A 22190-nucleotide genomic window follows, 5' to 3' on the forward strand; every position below is an offset into this window, starting at 1 on the left:
CAACATTGTATTTACCAGTCTTAGAGATACCGGCGACTATCGCCGTTATCTCCTTATTTAACAAATGGATAATTTACATATCTTTGATACGACGGCGACAGCCGCCGTCAAATTAAAAATATGTAAACATGCCGAGTATACCAGATCGCCGAAAACAAATCGAAAGCCTCATCCCTGAGGGAAGGATCGTTACGCGGAAATGGCTTTCAAAGAGTGCTCGCCTGGATGAGCACGCTATCGATAACCTGGTAAAAAGCGAACAACTTCGTTTGCTATGGAAAGGGCTTTATACGAGGGGAACGCTCAAAATAACCTGGCAGCAGATCGTATCGACTTTGCAAGCAATTGCAGAGACAGATTTTTTGGTCGGTGGGCTGACTGCTTTGCAGTTGAAAGGCTATTCACACTATATCCCCGGAGCCAGGAAAGAAACAATTCACTTATACGGTAATGACAAGTGGCCAGCATGGATTAATAAGCTTTCTGACGATGTTACCTTCGTAAAACATACGCGCCGCCTGCTTTTCAGTTCAATGACCGATTCCGAATCGCAGCAACTGACAACTCAAATTCCGTTTGGGGAAATAGAACTGAGCATTTCAGTACCTGAACGCGCATGCTTGGAAATGCTCTATGACGTGCCGGACCGAATCTCGTTTGAACATGCGGAAGAGCTCTTTCAAGGGATGACCAATTTATCTCCGCGCATACTGCAACGACTGCTAGAAAGCTGTACAAGTATAAAGACGAAGCGGCTTTTCCTGTGGCTATCATCACGTTACAATTACAGCTGGGCAACGAAAATCGATCAGACAAGAATCTCGCTAGGCTCAGGCAACAGGGTTTTAGCCGAAAATGGGGAGCTAGACAAAAACTATCTTATCACTGTCCCTAGACTTGATAAACAAGGATGAAAAAGGATACGATTTACTATCAGCAGGTTCAACTTCTCGTTCGCGTTTTGCCGCTGCTAGAAACAGAAAAATGTTTCGCCTTAAAAGGTGGCACCGCGATTAATCTCTTCTATCGCGAGCTTCCACGCCTTTCGGTTGATATCGACTTGTTGTATCTTCTTTCAGAACCGCGCGATGTGTCTTTGAAAAATATACGCGAGGCGCTAACCAGGCTCAGCGAGTTGATACGCAAAACGATTCCCGGGGCTCGCGTGCTGAACACACACGAACAGAATGACGGACTGCGTCTGATCGTACAGCTTGGCGATGTACGCATCAAGGTAGAACTTTCTCCTGTGATCCGCGGGACGGTATTTGCACCAGAGTCGATGCAAGTCTGTGAGGTAGTTGAAAAAGAATTTGGTTATGCAGAAGTTCAGGTAGCCTCCCTCCCAGATTTGTATGCAGGAAAGATCTGCGCCGCCTTGGACCGGCAACATCCGCGTGATCTGTTCGACGTGAAATTTCTGTTGGAAAACGAGGGTTTCACACAGGATCTTAGAAAAACATTCCTGGTTTTTCTAGTCAGCCACCAGCGTCCTATGGCTGAATTGCTGGCACCGCACCTGAAAGATATCAGCATGATTTACGAAAGCGAATTCGTTCAGATGGCGGAGGTGGATGTTTCTTTACAGCAACTGGAACAAACCCGTCAGCAGCTTATCAACCTCATCCATGAGCAGATCACTGAACAGGAAAAAGAGTTTTTGATTTCTTTCAAGTCTAACAAGCCCCAGTGGGATTTATTGGGCCTACCCGATATAGAGCTGGTAGCCTCGCTCCCCTCCGTTCAGTGGAAACAGATGAATATTGCAAAAATGCAAGCAAAGAAACACAAGCAAGCACTCGAAAAACTGCGTCAGGTACTTGGAAGATGAGGGTCCTGCAGAAAAACATTTTACCTGTCAAAAGCGCCTGTGTTGCGACGAGCGCTAACGATTGTGCGAACGTGACTGCTGGTGAAGATTTGGAGGCAGCACTTAATCATCGCGCCGCCCTTTGATCGCTTTGCCGACCAGCATTTCATTATGACCGGCACCATAAAAATCGCCGGTGTTCAAAAAGTTGATGCAGTTGTCCAATGCTTGCTGTGTCGTCGCGATGCTTTCTCTTTCGTCGGGTATTGGTCCGCCCCAGACCGAAGACATGCGCATGCAACCCAAGCCCAGCTGGAAACCAGCGGCCCGTTTTGGCCTAAATGTATTTGCTCTACGTTTTTCATAACACAAAGATGTACAAACTATAAAATTTACGGTTTCCTAAACGCCTCAAATAACTTGCTTATACAGCTCAATTAACAATTGAAAATTCAGTTGGTTTATGGGTCAAGCAGGTTTTTATCCTGCCAGATAAACGTGCCCCGCCTTGAGGCGATGAGCCACCGAGCATTAATTCTCTCATATCCATCCTGATATACAGCTCCTATAGTCGATTTAACCTTTTTGCCATGTTCTATGCTGAGCAGGGTGATATGGCTATATAATGTACCGTTAGCATGGTCACCTTTGACTGCTACCACATGCTGCCCATTAAGGTGAAAGGAAGTGGCAAAGCTTTTATTAAAACCTTCGAAGGCCGCTGACATAGCTTCACGCCCGGTCAATTGCATGATCAGGTTTCCGCCTACAGTGATCTCTGTGATAGCATCTTCGGTAAATAATTGTACTTGCGCCTCAAAATCCTTTTTATCTGCAAATATCGATACCTGATCCACTAAAGCTCTTAGCTTTAATTGGTCTGCAATGTCTTGAGTATTCATGTCAGGCAACGGTTAACACGATCTTACCTTGAATATGGCCCTTGGCTGCGCGCTCATGTGCTTCACGTGTTGCCGATAACGGGAAAGTACTGTCAATAACTACTTGGATACTACCTTCATCCAGTAACTTGGCCAATAGCGCCAATTGTGCCCCGCTTGACCTCACCTGCAGGGATGATACGGTGATCCCAAGTTTTTCGGCTTCTGCTCCTCCCTCGAAACCCAATGGATAAACAGGAAACAAGGCACCTCCACGCTTCATCGTCTTTAAAAAGCGCTCAGTTGATGCACCACCGACCGTGTCCACGACCAGATCAAGGTTGCGGACAACATCTTCTGCGGCCGTTTTCGTATAATCAATAAATTCGTCTGCCCCCAGGTCTCGTACAAGTGCTTCATGCTTACCTGATGCTACGCCGATTACCGTGGCGCCCTGAAGTTTAGCTACCTGCACTGCAAAGTGGCCTACACCTCCCGCGGCTCCATTAACAAGGACCGTTTTGCCTTGCAATGGTACCAGTATGTGCGGATGAGGTTGTAAGGGGTTAGGGTGATCGTGGCCAACTTCCACCAGAAACTGCCATGCAGTTAACAGCGACATAGGCGCGCCAGCAGCATGCACATGGTCAATTTTGCCCGGTTTGATCGCAAGATGTTCTGCAGGTACGCTCACATATTCGGCATAGCCTTTGCTCTCTCCGATGCTGAAAAAGCGAACCATGGAATAGACTTCGTCACCAACCTTAAAATTATTTACGCCATTGGAAACGGCTTGAACAACCCCTGAAATATCGGTACCGAGGATCATCGGAAAGTCCCCCTCCGGTTGCCATTCAGGAGGTAAGGAACGGTAGCCATCCCGTAAATACCAGTCGGGGGGATTAACGGCGGATGCGTGGACTTTCACTAATACTTCACCATCTTTTAGCTCCGGCATCGGCGCATCCTCATAACGAAGCACTTCTGGTCCGCCGAATTCGTGTAATCGAACTGCTTTCATAACGCCACTGGTTTTATGATCGGTCGGGTTTGTTTGATCTTTCACTATTTGTTTTTTTAATGATCATCATCTGGTCTGTTAACAATGAATCAAATGTCGAGTAAATACATACTTTTGACAAGTACATACTTTTTTGTACCTTATATACAAAAAAGTATATAATGCTGATTATCAATTGCTTGAAAATAGGACCGATATGAAAAAAGATGAATTATTGACGCAGGCTAATCAGCTTTGCGCGGTCGACTATGCCTTCAAACGCATAGGCGGAAAATATAAGGCCAGAATTCTGTGGTACCTGGACATGAGAGGCGTATTGAGATATGGCGAGTTGAGGCGAACTTTGCCTGACATCACGACAAAAATGCTTACACAAACCTTGCGTGAACTGGAAGAAGATAAATTGATACTCCGCAAGATGTATCATGAAGTCCCCGCGAAAGTTGAATACTCATTGAGCGAGACCGGGCAGGAACTGATCCCTTTTATCGCTCATTTGCATGCGTGGGCTAAAAAACAGATAGAAATGGATGCACTATCCGTCGGTAAGGTGAAGGATGAACGAACTGCTGCCGTTTGTAAGTCAGTCTGTGACACGGAGTGAAATATTTGTACCGGTCAAACATTGACGCCAAAAACAAAGTACTTTTAGTTAACCTCATTTACCGATCACTTGCTGGCGGTGCCGCAAACCCCAGAAGTGAAGTTCATCCAGCACTTTCTCCAGGGACAGACCGTGCGGGGTGATGGCATACTCGACCGTTGGCGGGAAAGTATCATAAACTGTCCTGCTGATTAATTGATTGGCCTCCATGTTTTTCAACTCTTTTGACAGCGTTTTATCGGTAATACCCTGCACTTCTTTAGCGATCTGCTTGAAACGTTTAGGCTTTTCTGCCAAGGCAAATAAAATAAGCAACTTCCATCTCCCTTCCAGTGCGCCAAGGGCATCTTTGATCGATAACATGGTTTTCGGGCAACCCGCATTTGACAACATAGCTTTCGTTGAACGTTACTTCCTTTTTGGATAGTGCTTTCCAAATGGAAAGCACTATCGATCGGATAGCGAATGTAGCTAATTTGCGCAAAAAAAATAGAAGTCATGTCAGCACAGCAAAAAACATCAAAAGCGATAATCGTAAGCCTTTGGATAGCACAGATCCTATTAGCGGCAACTTTTATCTGGGCGGGATCAATGAAATTATTTAAACCGGATGGTCTTCCTTTTCCTTGGATAAAAAACAATCCCGGACTGGTTTTGCTAACCGGCGTGGTCGATCTGTTAGGCGGGATCGGGATTCTACTGCCAGCCGTACTTCGCATTCGCCCGGTACTGACCGTGTTTGCAGCCTACGGCATCATCGCCTTAATGGCTATTGCCATTATATTTCATGTTTCCCGGGGCGAAGCCAAAAATATCGGTTTTAATATTTTCGTACTATCGCTTGCAGCCTTCGTGGCTTGGGGAAGACAAAAAGGACCAGAGAATAACATCCCACATTAACATCAACGTGCCTTTCAACAACCTGATACTTTCATAAACCAAGTGAGAAATGCGGTTTAGGCTTGTATCATCAGGCTTTGTCCGTTCCTACTACTCGAGCAGGGCCATGAGGTCACCATGGTCAGCAGCAAAGCAGACAAAAAAGAGCAGATCTTGGAAAGATACTTCCTTCTGAAAAGCGGTTTGGGGACGCTGGCTTGCTTGTGACGTCCTCCCGGGTATTCAGCCCGTTAATCAAGTTTTTCGCTTGTTGGTATAAAATATTTTTGGTGAAAATCGACGGATGTGTATTTTTGATTAGCACCTGGAAGTCTCGGTGTTCATGTAGTGTGGCTTTAAAGATATGTGGGAATGGTACTTCAGGCGCATGAGCGATACCCGCTCTTAAAATTTCTCTTGGATGAGCTTTCAGGGAGCTTTTTGGAAAACGAGCTAACCTGGTTAAACAGGTTACTGATTCTGTATCACTGTACTGCGCCCAAGTTCACTGATCTCTGCATTTGTTGCTCGATCTCATTGGTGATAGCTGCCCCATAAGCCCCGCCCGCTAGTATCGCCACTGCCAGCAGCACCAATTCTTCAAATTCTCCCAGGTAGGTACCTCGCATACTAATTAATTATTTCTGTATTTGTATAACAAATGGTATGCCATCTTAAAAAGATGCTTCTATTGTCTGCAAACGAGGTTTTTCGCAAATCTGCATGTCCGAAACTGAACACTCGGTGGAAGAATCCTACAAACGGGCGCTGGTGTCAGGAATCAATGCGGCTTGGTTAACCAAAGTAAAGTGATCATGCTGGCGAATTCGGTGTGTTGACCGTCAGATTCCTTGGCAATCGAGCTTTGGCGATGGCTTACTCGCAGATACCTGACAGCCCCTTTCATGACGATTTGTTCCGAGCGGTTACAATCGCTTTAATTTAATGGTTTTTATTCTGTATTTTGAGCAGATAATCGAATTTCGATCCCTATTTCACCAAGCCGTTATGCCAGTGTTGGATAGCTGCCGTGCTATGGGCCTATGTTTTGACCTTACGACATTGTTTAGTTCTAAAATAATTAATCCACCATTGAATGACCAATATTAGATCTTTCATTTATTCGCTGCTGGGTTGTGTTTGCTTAGCTTTCACTCGGGCTATGATACCCATTACGGATAACCAGTCCCCTGCCGGACCTCGGGTGGTACCCATGGCTGTCGACACCATTGATCTCAGTAAATTTCCTATAAGTGAAAAGCCGTTGGCTGCGTTTCCGATATTCGCCCCTCCTGCGGGAGTCACCACGCTAAACAAGCCAATAACCCGCGAGTTCGACCGGCTGTTCTTTCCTACCAAAGAGGGTATGATCCTTCTTGAAGGAACTGTTTACAAGACTTTTCTGATCAGTGAGACCGGCAAGGAGTGGTCGTTGGCTTATGTCGAAAAAAATTACCGGGATTTGATCACAGCCGCTGGGGGACTTTTGATCTTCCAGGGGAAAGTATCGCCTCGTGAACTAGACAAAATCAAGGATGAAGCGACCTACTTCGGCGAAGAGGGCTCGATTGATTATCCCAACAACCCGGTGAAAGTTTACGCAATCCGGCGGAAAGACGGGGATCATGTATTTGTGCAGCTTTCGGGAAATAGCGCAGGTGCTGCCGTTCAGATTTTACAGTTTCCCAAAGTTGAAGTGAAGCATTAATGCCGGCATTAATTTATATGCTGGTTGCTATACGTCGCGTATTTGACCGAGGATGAGCGAGATGGATTTGCAAAAGTTTTTAGATGCGCAGCAAAGTGACTACGACGCAGCACTCCGTGAGATCAAAAATGGCAGAAAACGAGGCCATTGGATGTGGTACATTTTCCCTCAGATCAAAGGGTTAGGGCACAGCAGCACGGCTAACTATTTCGCCATCGAAAATCTCGATCAGGCGAGGCGGTATTTCGAACACCCCCTGTTGGGAAAGAGGTTAGTTGAAATATCCGGGGCAATGCTGGCGGTAGAAGGGAAATCGGCATACCATATTTTGGGAAGCCCTGACGATCTTAAACTGCGGTCGAGTATGACGTTATTCAGTTTGCTGCCTGAAACGGATCCGGTGTTTGAGGCGGTGCTGGAAAAGTATTATGAAGGGGAGGCTGATTTACGGACGTTGGCATTGGTGGGAAAGAGATAGAAGGGTCGATAGCCGGAAAAACACGGTAATCAGTCCCGCACATGTGCACGGGACCTGCTTGATATCCTATTCCTGGCTCATGCTCCAAGCCGCAAAAGACGCTTCCAATTCTTGTTGCGTTTCCGGTAACTGAACTTTCAAAGAGTGATCGACACGCGCCTGCACGCTCTCGACAATGGGTTTGAACACTTCATTATAGTTCGCAAAAGCAGTTTGATGATCGTCATGCGCATTCAGTTGCTTGGCCAGCAAGGTCGCCCCCTGCATCGCCAGACTAGTGCCCATACCGGTGAAAAAGCTTGGCGCATAGGCCGCATCACCGATCAATGCGACACGTCCTTTAGTCCAGCCGGACATTTGGATTTGACAGGCTTCGTCGAAATAGAGGTCGTCAGCGCGTACCATCGCATCTAAAATCTGCGGGATCTTCCAATTGCTGTTGCCGCCAAAGTATTCTTTTAAGATTTGCCTGGGTCGTTCGCGGTCGCGGTAATCCCATTCCAGTTTGGGCGCCCGGAAGACCAGGATGGTGTTCACGCCATTTTGAAATTCAAAGATCACCGCCTGTTTTCCGAGCTCCCGATACACAATACCCGTCGACCCGAGCCTGCCTGTTTGGATCTCGTCGGTGACAGCAAATCCAAAATAAACGCCAAGAAATTTCTTAAACGCTTCCTCCGGCCCAAAGACGAGCTTTCTCACGGTGGAATGCGTACCGTCCGCTCCAAATACCAGATCGTAAGTTTGGTGCTGCCTTGTTTCAAAGGTCACCTCCACATGATCTTTTTGCTGGACCAATGTGGATATGCTGCTAGCGAACATGATCTTTACTTCATCTTTTGGAATCGCATCGTAAATGATCTGCACCAGTATCCCGCGATGTATCTCGACATCGCCCAGATATTCCGGTAAGGTATTAATGGCAAATTTGACCAGGGTTTGATCCCGGGCATCCACTATCTCATCCGTGTGGATATATTCATTGGATTTAACCTGATCGTAAATCCCCATCTCACGGGTGATCTCCAATGCCTCTCCACGAACATCAATGGGAGATCCGCCCGTTCTCAGGTCCTTGCCCAATTCTACCACGGTCACTTCGTAACCAAACTTATTCAGCCAGTAGGCCAGCGTTAATCCTGCAAAGCTGGCTCCGGAAATCAGCACTCGTTTTTTCATGGTTTTCTGTTTGTTTTTTATCAGATACTATCTTGAACACAGCAAAACTACTCGTAGCTTTACGGTTAAAATATTCGATAAACGAGTTTTTTTAGTCGAGAAAATGAGTATTCAGCCAGGCGGACAGGAAGGCGGCCACATCGGGCAGTTTATGAATAAGCTGGGTTTGATCTTAGAGAACGTGTTGCAGCATTTTCAGGTGATCTATTTCAAAGGATTTAGCTTTTTGCCCGACATGGCCATTCACTTCGGATCATTTTTGGTAACAGAGGATTTTACCCGCGTAACCGGGGAGTCGGATTTGGCTGGCGGTATCGGCTTTGTATTTCACAACATTTTTGCAGATGATCAGGCCGGCGGAACAGCTATGTCCGGGTTACACGCGCCGGTTGAGGCGCCTTATGTTCGTATTTTTCCTTACGCGATCCACCAAACATTACATTTCAAAAAGAACACGCGGGTATCACACGTTTCCATCAGTGTCAGTGCCGGCTATTTAAGGAGCTTTTTAAAGGAAGAGGCTGAACACTTCGATTACCTTTTCGATAGCGCCAGTAATTTTTGGATCGAGGAACTGATGACCGATGACATTTTACGAACCGTAAACGAGCTCGTCAGACGGGAGGGGCCGGGCGTGATGACAAGTTTTTACTACAAGATGAAAGCGACAGAATTGCTTTTCCATCTGTTCACAAGTTTGAAGAAGCGGGAAAGCGCGGCTGTCGTGAAACTGCATGCCAAGGACATCCACGCCGTCTACCAGGTCAGGGATAGGATTGTTTCGTCACTGAACCGGCCCGGCACCATCGCAGAATGGAAGCAGATCGCTGGCATGAACGAGCTAAAATTGCGCAAAATATTCACGCAAGTATTTGGAATGGGTATTTATGAGTACTATCAACATGTACGAATGAAAGAGGCCGCGCGGCTTCTGCGGGAAGAAAGGATATCTGTGTCAGAAGTAGGCTATCAACTCGGCTTCGAGAATCTGGGCCATTTTACTAAAATATTCGAAAGACACATCGGCAAAAAGCCAAAGCAATACAGTTGTGAAGTGAGATCATGATGTTTGATCGCATTTCTACTGCAAAGAACTGCTGATTTATTTGCGTTAGATGGACCAGCGGCCCCGGATTCTCCAAGCTTATCGCAAATTGCTATGGCCTAATGACGTATTCTAGCTTCTGATCTCTCTCCGCATGAATAAGTAATATGAATATGCAAAGCAGAGAAAAGTTGCGGCTAATAATCCGGACACTTGGGGCCAGACCACCATCAGGCTTTCCGTAAACGGAAGTGGTGAGGGAATAGCGCCCGCCATCTGCTCCATTGTCATCGGGCCGAGGCTTCGCACCGACGGCATCAGCAAAGTGGTCGTTGCATCGGAGAACAGCTGGCTTGGCGCGAGGCGGAGTATGTTCAGCATTACTTCATTGTAGCCGACCAGGTCTGCTTCGGTCTGTATGGTATGTCTGGGAATGAAAGCGGCCATCACCAAATTGACAACGATCTGATAAAATACTGTAAAAAATAGCCACACGCCAATCGCTGCGAGCGCGGAGGTGGCCGTTTGCTTGAATGCGATCGAGAACAATATTGACAAGCTCAGCCAAAAGCCGACATAGACGACAGCCAGAATGGTGAAGGTGAATATTCGGAGTACCTCGACCGGTTCGATCAAAACACCTGTGATACACAAGCCTGCGCCAATCATCAGTAAGACGAGCGTAAAAAACAGGGTGCCTACAAGGATTAACGCACTCACAAATTTTGCCAGGATCAGATTGTCGCGGTATACAGGCTGAGCCATCAGGCGAATCAAGGTGCCGTTATTCTGTTCGGAATTGATCGCATCAAAGCCCAGCGCTATTCCGAGCAATGGACCGAGAAAATTCAGGAATACATGAAATGGGGGCATCGTGCCGTCTGTACTGGTCAGCAGTTTCAGGTAAAGAAACGTGCTATCCGGGTCCTGAGCATTTGAAACTACGCTTTTGATATTGCTCAGTGAAACATATAAAGCCCCAAAAAATGTGAGCGCCAGCAATGCCAGCAATAGGATAAGCCGCCAGCTACGGATATGGTCAGTCACTTCTTTGTCGACCACCACCCGAAAAGTGGTGACCGGGTTGGCGCCGGGGTCACTTTTTATGGATGTACCTTTTGAAAATGCTGCGAGACTTTTCATGGGCATTGTTTTCAATTAAATTGTTGTCGAAGTATTTTTGATAAATCTCATCAAGTCCGAATTCTCGCTTATGGACACCCATTACGTCAAGGCCCTTGGCGACAAAGAAGCGGACTATGTCAGGCGTAACATCCGAAGCGCATGCGATCTGCACGAGGTTTTCACTAATGCGCAACCCTCGCACGTCCCGGATGTCTCGCAGTTCATCACTATACTCCCAGGAAGCTGGTAAAGGTTCTCTCACCGTGATGCTCACCGAGTAGGAGTCTTCGGCAAAAAGGGCCTGTGAAAGCTTGTGAATATTTCCCTCCATCTGCATTTTACCGGCAGCGAAGATACCCACACGGTCACAAACCATCTGCACCTGGTGCAAATGGTGGGAAGAAAGCAAGACGGTCAATCCCTGTTCCCTGCTCAACTGGCGTATCAGATCAAGGAATTCTTTAACGCCCGCTGGGTCTATCCCAAGCGTGGGCTCGTCGAGGATGATTACTTCTGGCCGCTTGATTAAAACTTCCGCCAGACCGAGCCTTTGTTTCATACCGCGGGAAAAAACGGACGTTCTTTTGTTGGCCGAATCGCCCAGGCCGACCAGATCCAGCAGATCCAGCGAGCGGCGGTGTGCCTCATTTCCGGGGATGCCGTTGAGTTTTCCGGTGTATACCAGGTTTTCAAGGGCTGTCATATTTTCGTAAAAGCCGACGCTGTCGGGCATGTACCCCACTTTACGCTTTACCAGGATGGGGTTGGTCGTTGCATCGATTCCGCAGACCAGCGCTTTGCCCGAAGTGGGTTCGGTAAGGCCGAGCATCATCAGGATGGTTGTAGTCTTTCCTGCTCCGTTCGGGCCTAGCAAACCGAATATTTCGCCTTTTTCGACTTTCAGGTTGAGGTCATCGACTGCCTTCAGAGAACCATAACACTTAGTCAACCCCTTCAAATCAATGACAGGATTTTCCATACTGTTTATCGTCTGCCGTATTTTCTGATTAACCTGAATATTAAGCCAATGGCAAGTAAAATGACGAGAATGCCAAGCCAGCCGGATAGTAAGGAAGTCTTAACGGTGATCCGGAAAGCAGCATCGGCATTGGCGTTCTGGGTTTTAGCCGTAAAGGTGGAGACGTAATCCCCGGCAATTGTTTTGTCCGGAACATGCACCTTGGCCGTTACATCGATAGAACCGGAGGGGTCTATACGCTCCACTTTGGCCGGCTCAAAGGTGACCTGCCATTTCGGGGGTGTCTGGGCTGACAATTCTACGTTAGTAAGCGGCAGGGTGCCCGTGTTCTTGATTGTGCATACGATCTGCTCTAGGCTACCTTCGGTAACATTTTCACTGAGTCGTCCGGAAGGGGTGGTTAGTTCCATCTTGTAAGCCCCTTTGAGAACGGCTTCAAGATTGAGCCTAAGCGTGTCGACGGGCGAAATAGCCGTTACGGGAATGGCATACTTTCCCGGCTTGGAATAAGGGCTTGCGCTCAGTTCTACGGATACTTCCTGCGTTGCGCCCGCTTCGAGATGGATCGAGGTGACGGGGCTGCCCAAGGTGCGAAAAGATGCCAGCCAGCCGGAGGGCACTTTCGCGTCCAAAGCATAGATCTTTGGCTGACCAGTCCCATTTTTTAGTGTTGCTGAATACCGGAATGGCTCATTGGCGCCGGCCTCCAGATTAAATAAGTTGGTTTGAAAAGAAGAACTTCCAATTGGTTTACCCGAAGGCTGCGCCTGTGAATTTGCCGGGAGTCCGGCCATGAAAAGTAAACCGTAAATGGAATAAGTGTTGTACTTTTTGAAAATTGGACAAAAAAGAGACATAATCTAACAAACAAAAGTTATCACTAAGTTTCATCTATTAAAGAATGGTTGCAAAGCCTCGTTCGGCCTACGCACTCTTCTTGCCGCGAAAATAAAAAATGAGTGAATTTTTCAAAAATCTGTTCAACAAAAATTTCCGATACTGCCAGGTTTGTCAGCTTTCTGCAGTGTAAAACTGTCAGAAAAAATGTCAGAACCCTGAAAAAATTTCCGGCAAATCCAGCTTGGAACGCACTTTGAATCAGCAGGGTAAGGCGGGCGATGAAGGCCGGCCGAAAGTTCATTATTCATTGTTTAACTTTTTAAAAAGGAGGTTGATTATGTCACTCATCAAAAGGAACGGGCTATTGCCCACAGCATTCCCGGCGCTGTTCGACGATTTCTTTGGCCGCGAACTTTTTAACTGGGGCAACAATAGCTATTCAGCTACCAGTACAACGGTGCCTTTGGTAAACATCCGCGAGACAGGCGATAATTTCGATGTTGAAATGGCCGCTCCCGGAATGGACAAAAGCGACTTCAAGGTTGAGCTGGACGGCAACATGCTTACCATCAGCTCTCAAAAAGAGCATCAGCAGGAGTCTGATCAGGATGGTTACAGTCGCAGGGAGTTCAGCTACCAGTCTTTTCAGAGAAGCTTCGTTCTTCCCAAAGACGTGGTCGATGTCGAGCACATAGCGGCAAAATATGAAAACGGCTTGCTACACCTGACAATTCCTAAGCGGGAACAGGCCAAGCAAAAAGCTCCGAGGCTGATTGAGATAGCTTAAAAAATCGGAGGGCTTGCCGGCCCTCCGATTTTTGTTATTCCGCTATTTTAAAATTTCAAATAGAAAATATGATGAGGACTTCCTACGAAATAGCTGCCAACGTTAAGGCGCCGGGTGGATGGCACCCCTTTGGTTATTTTCAGGTTGGTTACGACCAAGAGAAGGCTGTCGCAATTTTCGAAGGCCTGCAAGGGATTCCTGGGAATCATGGCGCAGCGCTGCGCTTGGAACTTTTTGAACATGTGGGTGACGAAAGCCTCTTGGTTGCTCACAAAGGTTGCACGCTGGATGAGTTTACCGTCAATTCCCGGATCATTGCCAGGGACGTTTTTAAGTATTTCCATCTCGAGTAGCGCCACTGGCCAAAGTACAAGGATTACATCTTCAGGTAAAGAGGTTTTGAGAAATGAATCAGGTTTTATTTTCCCTTACAGCCCTTTGTTTACTCATCCTACTGCTAACCATACTACTGAAAAAATTTCGGCAGCCTAATGTGATCGCTTATATCATTGCCGGATTCCTTATCGGGCCGCATATGGCAAACCTTTTCCATAGTGCAGAAGATATTGAACCTGTCGCTGAGATAGGGATCCTGCTGCTCATGATTTTCCTGGGAATCGAAATCGATATCCCGGACAGCAAATCGCTGCTATTTAAACCTTTCATTGCGCAGGGCATGAAGGTCATATTTACGCTCGGCCTGGTGATGTTGATTTCATTTCTAGTCGAATGGTCGTGGTTAACCGGTGCCGTTATTTTCATCCTTCTGATCTTTAACAGCACCGCTGTCGTCAGTGAATTTCTGCACAAAAACGGTGAACTGAAAACAGAGTTTGGGATGACTATCCTCAATATCCTTTTGTTGCAGGACTTGATGCTGGCTCCAATACTGGGCGTTTTGCAATTTGCGGAGAGGGGAACCTTTTCCTGGTTGCGTGTGGCGGTTTCCATAGCGGTATCCATGCTTGTATTTATAATGCTGCGTGCGATCCGTAACCGCGATTTCCTTCAGTTGAAAATTAAGGACATTTTCCAGGGCGACCATGAACTGCAGGTTTTCGCAGGTTGCCTGCTGTGCCTGGGGTTTGGTGTACTGGCCGAACTCTCAGGACTCAGTGGTGCGCTCGGCAGCTTTATCGCCGGAATTTTTATCGGTAAACAAGACGCATTTCAGTGGCTGGAAAATGCTTTACGTCCCTTCAAAGTGTTTTTCGTTGCCCTCTTTTTTGTTACCATCGGCTTGCGCCTGGACCTGGTGTATGTACAAGACCATTTGCTGCTTGTGAGCTTGGGCACCTTGTTGCTACTAGCGGTCAACAGCGGTTTGTCAACGCTTATCTTCAAAGCCTTGAAATACACATGGGCAGATAGCCTCTACGCGGGCGCGTTGCTGTCCCAGATCGGTGAGTTTGGAATTCTTGCCTGCTCACTGGCTTATAAGATGAAAGTGATCGACCACAATCTGTTCAAGACCGGGATAGCAATCACGGCCTTATCCCTGTTGATCTCCACCGTTTGGACAACAGCGGTCCGGAAGTTTGTCGTTAAGCACGCACAGCCGTTGCGGAGAAAAACGCTTTACCGCTTTCCCTGAATTTTCGTGCCGATGGGCAGTTCTCCGCAGAGGATCCTTTAGCTCCATGGCGGAATCCCGATATGGCGCAACGGTTTCCGAGCCTTGATTGTCGGGAGTTCATTTTCCTTTGTATTAACAATGGATATACTGATGAAAGCAAATGATCGTGAGCGGCTTACGGAGCTCTGCTCAACTCGCCTAATTCCGACGGCTTACACGTCGTAGATGGAAAATTTGTTGCCCATGCGGCGGGCAACAGGTTAGTATTGAGAGGTGTAAATATGGGCAGTGCTTTTGCCGACGGTTTTGAAATGTCGAAATTCCGGAAATAGAGAAAACCGGCGCCAATACCATTCATCTAGTGCAGCAGCGCCGATACGACAATAGCGGTAGCGGTGCAATGACCACCGTGCAGATAGAGCCTCTGATCACTTCCTGCATTGACAAAGGCATGGTAACCGTTCTGGAGCTACACGATTACACGGGAACCTCCGACGTTTCTGCTAGCCTCGGTCAAGCAGCCGCCTGCTCGTCCGGTGCTGATATGAAACCGATGCTGTGAAATACCAGAAATCCGTCATTATTAACATAGCCAATGAACCAGATGACGGGAGCGCCACCGGCAATACTTATAGGACTGCCAACATAGATGCTTCAGAAACCTAAGGGCAGCGGGTTATAGCTGTCCTTTGATGATTGGTGTGCCCAGATGGGGTAAGGACCCGGATTTCCTTGTCCAGCACGGTAAGGAGCTGATGGATGCCGATCCGTTGCATAACCTGATACTGAGCGTGCACACTTACTGGCCTACAACAGGAGCCTATGGAAACTATTCGGATGCCCGGATAATGGCTGATCTAAACAAGCTAGGGAGTTCTGGACTGCCCGTGGTATTGGGGGAAATAGCTGCCATAGACGATCAGGGTGCGAATGGGGTAAAGCCCATTAACTACAAACTTATCATGCGGCCCTGCCGGCAAAATCAATTGGGATGTCTGGTATGGTGGTGGGGGCTTTGCTGTCCCTGAGGGTTCTAGCAATGCGGAAAGTATGACGCCCGATGGTACTTACAGCGGCCTGCTGGGAGCCGGGAAAATCATGGCCGTTACTGACGGCAATTCCATTAAAAACACTGCGCAAAGAGCAGTTGGATTAGAATAGCGTCCCGTCTTACCCATCTATAAACAAAACCGGATAATGAATTCCCCGACTGTTGTTTATCTCGTTCACCCGCATTCACTGGAATGCGCCGCGGTTGCAGAGTGGCTAGTGTGTAATGATTTTATTGAGGTGACTGGAAAAAGTGGTAGCCTGGAAGAGATAGCCAATTCTTCCAAGCTGGACGGAACTGAATTGCTCATCGCGTCCACGCATTCCGCAACCGGAAGAGCCAGCCAAATAGCCAATATCAAAAAGAGGCACCTATCCCTGAAAATAATGATTGCCTCCGATACCTCGGCCATTGGCGAAGTGCGTGAAATAGTGCATAGTGGGGTTAACGGCTAAATTGATTTCCGTGCCGAGATTGAAGAGTGGGAGAGAGCAGTCAAGCTGGTTTCGGCTGGCAAAATGTATTACGCACAGCAGGTAATGACTCAGCTTGCGAAGGTAGCCCTGGGCAGCCATACCAACCAGCATAAGGCACTGCTTGTTGATGGCAAATCTGCCATGCAATCCCATCGTTAATGCCACCGAATTCTCCACTAAAAATAACGTTGTAGCGCTTGTGCATTTTTTTTCTCAGGATAACAAGCGAAGTATTCCGGGTTTCTGTTTAGTCGCCTGCATTTCGGGAACCGTTTGCTTCTAACCAACTTTTGAATGCTTCGGCATCTTTGGGACAAAAATGAATCACGCGGCCATTTTCCAGCATGCATGTAAATAATTCACCTGCCTGGATGAACCGGACAACTTCTCTGCCCCGGTAAGCAAAGTCGGGAAAGGTGTCTTTATCCACAGAATGTATTTTCGGTTTATTTGATTAAAAATGCAAATAAAGTGTGGATAGTGTTCATTCCTTGATGGATGATTGTCAGCACACAAATTTGGTAGGGGACTTTCGTCCCTTGTCTTTCTCAGTATCCAAAGACAGTGGCTGTCCGGCCGGCAGCAGTGTTACTGCTTGACGAATTTGAGGCTCTCTTTGAAATTGATGCCCTTCAGGATGATGCTGTAAATCCCTGTGGGAAGTTTGGCTGCGTCGAATTCGTAGCCTTTGGCGTACGTGTCACTCATCGGCAGTGACACTACCGTGCGGCCACTCTGATCAACAATTTGTACGGCAAAGGCCTGCCCTTTGTGCAGCGAAGGGTGGAGTTTGAGCTTTCCGCTGGTCGGATTGGGGTACACGGCCAGCACGTCTTTGTCGCTTTTCAACTGGATCGCCCGCACCTGCGAGTATTCGAATTTGCCGTCATAATCGAGCTGTTTCAAACGAAAATAATAGGTCCCGGCAGCCAGTTCGCCCATCGAGTATTGATAACGGTTTGCCGAAGAGGAATTGCCATTTCCTGCAACGAAACCCGCTTTGGCAAAACGTCTGGCATCGAGGCTCATTTCAATATCGAACCCCACATTATTGCTTTCCTGCGAGGTTTCCCATGTGAGCAGTGCCGCATTGCCGGCAGCTGGCTTGACATCAAATGCAACGAGGGTAACCGGCATAGGGTTGCCGATCGTGAAGTTGGCATTGGAAATATCAAAAAAGACATTGGGCACATTGCCGAGCGCGGTGCTGGTGCTGGGCGCTATTTTGATCCTAGCCTTGTCGGTATCGGTCAGCGGCAGTACTACCGCGGCGGTACCAAGGGCGTTCGGTATAGCTGTGGCCAGGGTAGTAGGGAAGGTGAGCCCGCCGTCGGTCGAGAGGAAAATATCCACCAGCGTACAATTCACCGGTGCGCCCGCCGTACCATTAACGCTCCACAGCACAGTGATCGCACCCCCGAGCGGATATTGTCCCACAGGGCCGAGCAGGCTGCCAGGTGTGTCGTTAGTGATCAGAAAAGGTCCCGAGCCGCCATCCACAGTCACCGTTACGTCGGCCGAGCTAACGCCGCTGTTGTTGTCACGGACGGTTAATTTATGCGTAGTTGCCACACCAATCGAAGGCAGCTTGTCGCCGATCGCATAGTTCGAGCCGTCAAGGATCGAAGCCAGTCGGGGATAGTAACGGGTCCCCGCGCCTGCGCCGGTGCTGGCAGAAACCGGGGCATAGGACCGGAAAAACGGCGGGCGCGAAGGGTCGGAAATGACAGCCGCCGTGAGCGCCTCCTTGTTGGCTTCGTCGCTGATATTTGTTCCTTCCCACGAATAGCTTAAAACATCCCCCGCGTCCGAGTCGGTAGCTGAGCCGGTGAGGACAAACGGCGTCGATTTCGGGATCGTGAAACTTGACTGCATCGCGTTGATGACTGGAATGGCGTTGTTGGTCGCTGTGCTGGTGTAGCATGACAAGGATGCGATAAATGAATTGGCCTGGTCGTAATTAACCGCATGAAAATTAAGGATCGGTGAATAACTTTCTTCATAGTCGTCATTGCCGACCAGCCCGCCCGATGCGTCGGTGTTGTTGCAGGTGTAACCGTAGCTCATAATGGTCGTGCCGGAGCCAGGCTCGACGGAAGTGTCATAAGCCCTTGTGGTACAAACTGGCACATTGCTGTTGTAGCTGTGGCTCATATCGAACTGGTGGCCTACTTCATGCTGGATCAGCTGCTGATCGAATACATCCGGATAGGAGCCGTCACCGACACCTGAAGTCCCCTGGCCTTTTGTGCCCTCATCGCATACCGACCCACGCACAGCAATCCCGCCGCCCGAGCCGCCTACATACCCCAGCACGTGCCCGATGTCGTAGCCGCCCGTGATGAGATTGTCGAGGTTGGCCTGGTTTTCGTCGAGCATCGTGCCCTGGTCGTCATTGGTGTAGGGGTCGGTAGCTGCGTCGGTATAAACGACCGTTTCGTCACTGACCAGCACAAACGATACGCTCAGCTCTTTTCTGTATACGGCATTCATATTGTTGACGTAGTTGGTCAGCGCTGCGTAGGCCAGGGGCGCCGTCCCGCCTTTCTGGGCGGTGAACTCCGCATCGGCCGCCATTGCCAGCCTGAATGTCCGCAAAGTGGCCCCCGTAGCAGTTGTAGCGGCACCTCTTTGATTTGTGCCGCCTGTTTTCAGCTTGTAAAAGCGGCTTTCACTGTCCAAGGTCCCGCAGCGGTTGTCGGATGTTTTTTTAGTGGCATCTTTGGGACTGACCGCGTCCCTTGAGAAGTAGCTCCGGTAAGTGCTGTCCGTGACATCCGAATTAACCTTTTCAAAATACACCGCATCATCTTCGACACCCAGGATAATGGCACTGAACCCAGCTGCGGTAAAATTGATGCGGACCGAATATTCTTTTTTTGCAGCTCCCTTCCCGGCATAGGTTTTGATTTCCGGATGCCTTGCGGCTATTTCAGGGGCGAGAATCGGCGATTCGAACAGCTCGAAAAGTGCAACATCCCCATTGGGCAGCGGGATTTCCAGCGCGCGGCCGCCGGCATTGGCGCGGAATTCTAGTGGCGCCCCGGAAAGGTAGGCTTTCAGGTTTTTTGTTTTCACATTAAATACAGAATGCCTTAACAAATGTGTCCCCTCCCTGGCCGAAGAATTGCTACTGGACTCAACCCTGGTAAAGAATCCTTTTTGTGCCAGTGCAAACTGAAAGGACACCGCAAATAAGAAGGTTAGAAGTCTCTTCATAAGATAAATAAGATTTAGGTTGATAAACGAATAAGGATCTGATTACAAATAAATTAAGATTAGATTCTACCTATCGTTCATTCTCTCAGCGCGCAATGACGATGCGTTGTGATTCGGTCTGGCCCCCCTGCCAGGTAATTTTAAGGAAGTAGATTCCGGCACCGAGATTTTTTAAATCGATGCCCTCCCGCGGAAATGTTGCTAGGTGGAAAACCTTCGTCCCGGTGAGCGTCGACAATGTCACGCGACTGACTGCGCTTGATTTGTTTTCTTTCAATAACAGCACCTCGTTTGCCGGATTTGGGTATACGTTTGCATTCGTAGACACACCGCCGAATTGCACGTTTAAAATCCGGCTGTGTGAATAGGTTTTGTCCCGGTCGATCATTTTCAGCCGGTAATATGCCAGTCCAGTCAACGGTGCACGATCGGTAAACTGGTAGAAAATACGCTCTTTGCTGTCGCCCTTGGCTGCTTGCTCACCGATTGCCAGCCAGGTTTTTGCGTTTTTACTCCGTTGTATTTCAAATTTTTCTGCGTTGATCTCTTCTGTTGTCACCCAATCGAGCTGCACGGTCCCCGGCTCGGAGATAGCCAAGAAGGAGACCAGTGTGACAGGCATGGGACGGGAAGCGCAAAATTCGATCGGTGTGCTGCTTATCGCAGCGCATGCTCCGCCGATTTCGGAAATATTCGTCCCGGCAGCCAGGTTTGGCGCCTGAGTGCCTGCGTTGTAATTGACGGCATAAATCCGGTAAGTACCTTCCACGGAAGGCGCATTAACCGGGCTGCCGGTATGTTTAGAAATGATCTGGCCAGTTGTATCTGTGATTACGTATTCAGTAAGATACCCAGGAGAAGTGTTGTTGCCGGTCAGCTGAAATGCAATGGAAGCGCCGATGGGAACGCATCCGCCGTTCACGCAGAATTGGGCCGGTTGCTCACTTACTGCCACGCACTCGCCGCCAATTGCCGTGATATCCGTACCCGCGGTGGTCACGGGCGCGGCGCCTGATGTTTTATAATTAACTGCATAAATAAGGTAGCTCCCATTCACCCCTGGGGCAGCAAACCCGTCGGTGACTGTTTCAAGGATTTTGCCTTCGGAATTGGTAAGTACATGTACCGTCGCATAACCGGCGGTGGTATTGTGCCCTGTTACCGCGAAATGAACGGCACTTCCCGCGCTGATACACTGCGCATTAGCTGCGGAGTGAAATAACACTGCTGCAATCATCAGAACGGTAAGATTCCAACGAACAGAAAGATGGTATACAAATTTTGCATTCATATCTGACGAAGGTTGGTTAAGGGACGATACTTATTGTTCCGGCATTTGACTCGCAGCAATCCAGCGGGCCAATGCTCAGGCCGGTGGAGGGAGCAGATACACAGGTGCCGTCGCTAGCCGTAACCGTATAAGGGCCGGAACCGGGCGCCAGGCCGGAAAATGTGCCGGTCGTATTGGAAACGGCTCCCGGAGTGAGCGTGTAGGTCAGACCGGCGACAGGTGTCTGCACGGTGATGCTGCCGGTCGGTGTTTCGCAAGTAGGAGCCGTAACAGCAATTGTGGGCGCGACTGGCCCGGTTACTGTAATGGCCACTTCGTCGATACAGCCATTGGATGTCCAGGTAAAATAGTAGATACCCGGGCTGGTAAATCCAGAAATGGATGTGGCGGCGCTGGATGGGTCTGCAATGTTTACCGAAGTAGGATTGCCCGGCTTTTCGCTCCATGTACCGCTACCTGTTGCAGCCATGGTGGCAAGCGCACCTATGCACATGTTCTGGTCCGGACCGCCGTCCACCGTATAGCTTAGGCGGAAATTGTCGATGTAAGTATATGCACCCACATTTCCGGGTGCGATAGGTGCATTGAGTATTTCAATACGGTCAAAAGTCTCGCTGGTGGTGACGTTGAAACTCCTGGTAACCCAGGTTGGATTGCTTGCCGATATGACATTGTCGACGACAACCGAACCCATCAACTGTGCTGGGTTACGGGTAAAATCGGCATCTGTGGACTTTACGCCATAAAATAATAACGTCGTCGTCGATCCGGTCGCATTCCCTGCATCCAGGTAGAACGTATAATTTCCGGGTGGTAACGGTTGTGCAAGAGTGTTTTGCCAATTCTCCGTATTGTGTCCTCCCAGCCAGTTGGTTCCATCACTTCCGCCGGTTAGCGCCGTTGAAGCAGGCCAGGAAGCCGCAGGTTTGTTTGACACACATTCTCCTGGCCTGTTTACCATCAATTGCCCATAGGTACCAGCCAGCCCATTGAGCGTTTTCCAATTGGTAGCGTAATTGATGGTCCCATTGATACTCATGTTTGGGCAATTAGTATACGTTTCCATGCTACCGTTGGCAATGAAGTTGATGCACTGTGACCGGGCAGGGCTTGCAACCGCTGCCGCCAGCCCGGAAGCCACGATGAACCCCCTAGACCATGCAGCAATGCTGTTGGTTGAAAAAGTAAATTGCTTCATAGTTGAAAATGATTTGTTGAAGTCATCTTTATATAATTCGAAA

At 48.5% G+C, this 22190-nt stretch carries 23 protein-coding genes and 2 pseudogenes; 13 read left to right on the forward strand and 12 right to left on the reverse strand.

Going from position 1 to position 22190, the window contains the following annotated elements; translation table 11 throughout:
- Positions 1-128 precede the first annotated feature (128 nt).
- Both IEY24_RS00125 and IEY24_RS00130 read left to right on the forward strand, forming a co-directional pair.
- Positions 129-914 carry a type IV toxin-antitoxin system AbiEi family antitoxin gene (locus IEY24_RS00125; protein ID WP_188927476.1) on the forward strand — a complete coding sequence of 262 codons (786 nt, stop codon included), beginning with the start codon at positions 129-131 and terminating at the stop codon, positions 912-914.
- On the forward strand, positions 911-1831 hold the full coding sequence (locus IEY24_RS00130) for a nucleotidyl transferase AbiEii/AbiGii toxin family protein (protein WP_188927478.1): 921 nt from the start codon (positions 911-913) through the stop codon (positions 1829-1831). The genes IEY24_RS00125 and IEY24_RS00130 overlap by 4 nt, the downstream gene beginning before the upstream one ends.
- A 102-nt stretch (positions 1832-1933) precedes the next feature.
- On the opposite strand, the gene IEY24_RS00135 is transcribed toward IEY24_RS00130, so the two are convergent.
- From IEY24_RS00135 to IEY24_RS00145, 3 genes are all read right to left on the reverse strand, one after another.
- Complete coding sequence (locus tag IEY24_RS00135) at positions 1934-2107, reverse strand: aldo/keto reductase (RefSeq protein ID WP_229221035.1); 174 nt, start codon at positions 2105-2107, stop codon at positions 1934-1936.
- A 164-nt stretch (positions 2108-2271) separates the two neighbouring features.
- Positions 2272-2712, reverse strand: coding sequence for a nuclear transport factor 2 family protein (locus IEY24_RS00140; protein WP_229221038.1), 441 nt, complete (start codon positions 2710-2712; stop codon positions 2272-2274).
- A 1-nt stretch (position 2713) separates the two neighbouring features.
- Positions 2714-3757: an NADP-dependent oxidoreductase gene (locus IEY24_RS00145; RefSeq protein ID WP_229221040.1), complete on the reverse strand. Its 1044-nt coding sequence runs from the start codon at positions 3755-3757 to the stop codon at positions 2714-2716.
- Between the two features lie 151 nt (positions 3758-3908).
- Between IEY24_RS00145 and IEY24_RS00150 the strand changes: the two genes are divergently transcribed.
- Positions 3909-4316 (forward strand): winged helix-turn-helix transcriptional regulator, encoded by a 408-nt coding sequence (locus tag IEY24_RS00150; protein WP_188927480.1) that lies wholly within the window; start codon positions 3909-3911, stop codon positions 4314-4316.
- Positions 4317-4370: 54 nt separating this feature from the next.
- Here the strand turns inward: IEY24_RS00150 and IEY24_RS00155 are convergent, their stop codons facing one another.
- Positions 4371-4679 carry a winged helix-turn-helix transcriptional regulator gene (locus IEY24_RS00155; RefSeq protein WP_308420543.1) on the reverse strand — a complete coding sequence of 103 codons (309 nt, stop codon included), beginning with the start codon at positions 4677-4679 and terminating at the stop codon, positions 4371-4373.
- 135 nt (positions 4680-4814) lie between these two features.
- On the opposite strand from IEY24_RS00155, the gene IEY24_RS00160 reads away from it, so the two are divergent.
- Positions 4815-5216: a DoxX family protein gene (locus tag IEY24_RS00160; RefSeq protein ID WP_188927484.1), complete on the forward strand. Its 402-nt coding sequence runs from the start codon at positions 4815-4817 to the stop codon at positions 5214-5216.
- Positions 5217-5686: 470 nt separating this feature from the next.
- On the opposite strand, the pseudogene IEY24_RS00165 reads toward IEY24_RS00160, so the two are convergent.
- Positions 5687-5824 (reverse strand): annotated as a pseudogene (locus IEY24_RS00165) (PadR family transcriptional regulator); the annotation flags it as partial.
- A gap of 533 nt (positions 5825-6357) precedes the next feature.
- On the opposite strand from IEY24_RS00165, the gene IEY24_RS00170 reads away from it, so the two are divergent.
- A complete protein-coding gene (locus tag IEY24_RS00170; protein WP_188927485.1) occupies positions 6358-6903 on the forward strand; it encodes a hypothetical protein in 546 nt (181 codons plus the stop codon).
- A gap of 52 nt (positions 6904-6955) precedes the next feature.
- Positions 6956-7381 (forward strand): DUF1810 domain-containing protein, encoded by a 426-nt coding sequence (locus IEY24_RS00175; protein ID WP_188927486.1) that lies wholly within the window; start codon positions 6956-6958, stop codon positions 7379-7381.
- 66 nt (positions 7382-7447) lie between these two features.
- On the opposite strand, the gene IEY24_RS00180 is transcribed toward IEY24_RS00175, so the two are convergent.
- Positions 7448-8560: an FAD-dependent monooxygenase gene (locus tag IEY24_RS00180; RefSeq protein ID WP_188927487.1), complete on the reverse strand. Its 1113-nt coding sequence runs from the start codon at positions 8558-8560 to the stop codon at positions 7448-7450.
- A 103-nt stretch (positions 8561-8663) separates the two neighbouring features.
- On the opposite strand from IEY24_RS00180, the gene IEY24_RS00185 reads away from it, so the two are divergent.
- Positions 8664-9626, forward strand: a complete 963-nt coding sequence (locus IEY24_RS00185) for a helix-turn-helix transcriptional regulator (RefSeq protein ID WP_229221042.1) — start codon at positions 8664-8666, stop codon at positions 9624-9626.
- Positions 9627-9737: 111 nt separating this feature from the next.
- Here IEY24_RS00185 and IEY24_RS00190 read toward each other — a convergent pair whose 3' ends face one another.
- From IEY24_RS00190 to IEY24_RS00200, 3 genes are read right to left on the reverse strand one after another with little or no spacing between them, the layout of a single operon-like run.
- Positions 9738-10748 carry an ABC transporter permease gene (locus IEY24_RS00190; protein ID WP_188927488.1) on the reverse strand — a complete coding sequence of 337 codons (1011 nt, stop codon included), beginning with the start codon at positions 10746-10748 and terminating at the stop codon, positions 9738-9740.
- Positions 10702-11709: an ABC transporter ATP-binding protein gene (locus tag IEY24_RS00195; protein ID WP_188927489.1), complete on the reverse strand. Its 1008-nt coding sequence runs from the start codon at positions 11707-11709 to the stop codon at positions 10702-10704. Before IEY24_RS00195 ends, IEY24_RS00190 begins: the two co-directional genes overlap by 47 nt.
- Positions 11710-11714: 5 nt before the next feature.
- Positions 11715-12341: a COG1470 family protein gene (locus IEY24_RS00200; protein ID WP_188927491.1), complete on the reverse strand. Its 627-nt coding sequence runs from the start codon at positions 12339-12341 to the stop codon at positions 11715-11717.
- 545 nt (positions 12342-12886) lie between these two features.
- Between IEY24_RS00200 and IEY24_RS00205 the strand changes: the two genes are divergently transcribed.
- The 6 genes and pseudogenes from IEY24_RS00205 (at position 12887) to IEY24_RS00230 (ending at position 16418) form a co-directional block, all read left to right on the forward strand.
- Complete coding sequence (locus tag IEY24_RS00205; protein ID WP_188927493.1) at positions 12887-13336, forward strand: Hsp20/alpha crystallin family protein; 450 nt, start codon at positions 12887-12889, stop codon at positions 13334-13336.
- 68 nt (positions 13337-13404) lie between these two features.
- Positions 13405-13689 carry a hypothetical protein gene (locus IEY24_RS00210; RefSeq protein ID WP_188927495.1) on the forward strand — a complete coding sequence of 95 codons (285 nt, stop codon included), beginning with the start codon at positions 13405-13407 and terminating at the stop codon, positions 13687-13689.
- Between the two features lie 53 nt (positions 13690-13742).
- Positions 13743-14930, forward strand: coding sequence for a cation:proton antiporter domain-containing protein (locus IEY24_RS00215; RefSeq protein ID WP_188927504.1), 1188 nt, complete (start codon positions 13743-13745; stop codon positions 14928-14930).
- A 343-nt stretch (positions 14931-15273) separates the two neighbouring features.
- Positions 15274-15474, forward strand: a complete 201-nt coding sequence (locus IEY24_RS00220; RefSeq protein ID WP_188927507.1) for a hypothetical protein — start codon at positions 15274-15276, stop codon at positions 15472-15474.
- Positions 15475-15571: 97 nt separating this feature from the next.
- A pseudogene (locus IEY24_RS00225) lies at positions 15572-15940 on the forward strand (cellulase family glycosylhydrolase); the annotation flags it as partial.
- A 169-nt stretch (positions 15941-16109) separates the two neighbouring features.
- On the forward strand, positions 16110-16418 hold the full coding sequence (locus IEY24_RS00230) for a hypothetical protein (protein ID WP_188927509.1): 309 nt from the start codon (positions 16110-16112) through the stop codon (positions 16416-16418).
- 609 nt (positions 16419-17027) lie between these two features.
- On the opposite strand, the gene IEY24_RS00235 is transcribed toward IEY24_RS00230, so the two are convergent.
- From IEY24_RS00235 to IEY24_RS00245, 3 genes are all read right to left on the reverse strand, one after another.
- Positions 17028-19658: a reprolysin-like metallopeptidase gene (locus tag IEY24_RS00235; protein ID WP_188927515.1), complete on the reverse strand. Its 2631-nt coding sequence runs from the start codon at positions 19656-19658 to the stop codon at positions 17028-17030.
- An 85-nt stretch (positions 19659-19743) separates the two neighbouring features.
- Positions 19744-20949 carry a T9SS type A sorting domain-containing protein gene (locus IEY24_RS00240; protein ID WP_188927517.1) on the reverse strand — a complete coding sequence of 402 codons (1206 nt, stop codon included), beginning with the start codon at positions 20947-20949 and terminating at the stop codon, positions 19744-19746.
- Positions 20950-20965: 16 nt separating this feature from the next.
- Complete coding sequence (locus tag IEY24_RS00245; RefSeq protein ID WP_188927519.1) at positions 20966-22147, reverse strand: hypothetical protein; 1182 nt, start codon at positions 22145-22147, stop codon at positions 20966-20968.
- Positions 22148-22190 lie beyond the last annotated feature (43 nt).

Origin of the sequence: Dyadobacter endophyticus, from assembly GCF_014641595.1 — a bacterium.
In the GTDB taxonomy this organism is placed as follows: Bacteria; Bacteroidota; Bacteroidia; order Cytophagales; family Spirosomataceae; genus Dyadobacter; species Dyadobacter endophyticus.